The 1,501-nt window shown below is 65.0% G+C and carries 1 protein-coding gene and 1 pseudogene; both read right to left on the bottom strand.

Annotation, left to right across the window (positions count from 1 at the left end; all coding sequences use genetic code 11):
• The coding region (locus AB0I77_RS53530) for a reverse transcriptase N-terminal domain-containing protein (protein WP_363290325.1) at positions 1 to 229 on the bottom strand (229 nt) is incomplete at its 3' end.
• A 633-nt stretch (positions 230 to 862) separates the two neighbouring features.
• A pseudogene (locus AB0I77_RS53525) lies at positions 863 to 1,396 on the bottom strand (transposase); the annotation flags it as partial.
• Positions 1,397 to 1,501 lie beyond the last annotated feature (105 nt).

The raw sequence follows: 1,501 nt of genomic DNA, 5'->3' as shown, positions 1-1,501 counted from the left end.
GCGTGACTCGCCGCACGCTGACCAGCGTGTTGCTCCTCGATCGCAGCATGAGCTTTTGCAGGTTGCGGACCTTAGCCAGGTCCCCTTCCTGCGACGCCTTGAAGATCCGCTGGCGAAGTCGCCGTACGCTCCCTTCCTCGCTGGCCCAGTCGATGCCGTGCCAGTCGAATCCCGGAACGTCCTCAGGTCCGTTCACCACACCAGCCGGCGCGGTGTCCAACTTGCCCATCGGTTCGGGTCCCTTCTCACCTTCTCTTCAAAGTTCCACCCGGTCCACGTCAGCGCCCTTTCGGGCCAGGCAACCGCCCGTATCCGACGGGTTATGCGCGCCGCCTCGGAGCAGGCAGCTGCGTTTTCCCCTGGCCTTTCGACCTGTCGGCATTCGCTTTTTGGACCATCCTGTTCCCGCTGCGGCATCGGCTCACCTTGCGGATTGCCTACTGCCAGTGGCAGACCGCAACAGGGTTTCCACGTTCCGCTCCATCAAGGTGCGGCTGGGGAGGGTGCCTCCTTTACCCCGAGCCCGGTGGTGTCCACGCCGCCCTGCATTCGTCCAGGGCGGCCACCTGGCGCTCCTCAACGCCGAGGGCCTGTCGGCCAGTTCTGCTTTCCGTCTTCTGGCCGTTACGCTGACGGGGCATCGCCAGAGGTTCGCGCGTGCTCACCCTTCCAACCTTCCCCTCGCCTGTGGTCCCCGGACGGTTCGGGACCCCTTGGGCTTTCGGTCCGGCTTCACACCCCGCCGTTGCCAGCGACGCATGCGGACCTGGGGACTGATCTTGGACACAAATCAGGGAGACAACCCGTACTCCTTCTCTCCGTGGGTTGTCCCCACTTGAATGGAGCGACCTCGTGTCGCACCGAAGCTGGCGTACCAGTGGCCGAGGCTGTCCCGGTACACGCGTACGCTCGTCGGATCGGATGGCAGGTCACGGGACCACACCACCCTCAGGGCAATTCCGCCGGCCAGATGCAGGTGTCCGTTGTTGAGCAAGAACCCGCGCCGCGTGTAGTTCAGCGACGGCGCGGCCTCCCGCTTGCGTTTGATCCTCGGCATCCCGGCCCGCTGCCGCATCGGCAGCTTCGCCTTGACGTCCTTGAGCGCCTTCGCGCGGGACTTCGCGAAGTCCCGGATGATCTGCTGCTGAGGCACCGAAGCTCCCTCCCGCAGCCATCCCATCGCTTGCCGGGCCTGGGTCAGCATCTTGTCCAGCTGCGCCGGACCACACGTGACCTTCTCCGCACTCGTCTTGTTCAGACGGTGGACCTTGCGGGACATCGCCACGCACTCATTCCACACCCAGCGACAGCGCGCCCACTCGGCCTCCAGCCGGGCAAGCGCAGTGGACGACACGCGCAGCCGGTACGTGTACCGGGCGTGTTCCACCTCACCCATCCCAACCCCCGCCATTCAGACCAGAATTGGGCTGATCATATCATGAAAGTGCAGGTCAGGGCATACGTGTAGAGAACTCCGCCGCTTCGCGGCTCCGGTCCGAGG

The organism is Streptomyces sp. NPDC050619, assembly GCF_040654815.1.
Lineage (GTDB): Bacteria > Actinomycetota > Actinomycetes > Streptomycetales > Streptomycetaceae > Streptomyces.
The sequence above is the reverse complement of the archived record's forward strand: the minus strand, read 5'-3'. Positions and strand labels throughout refer to the sequence as shown.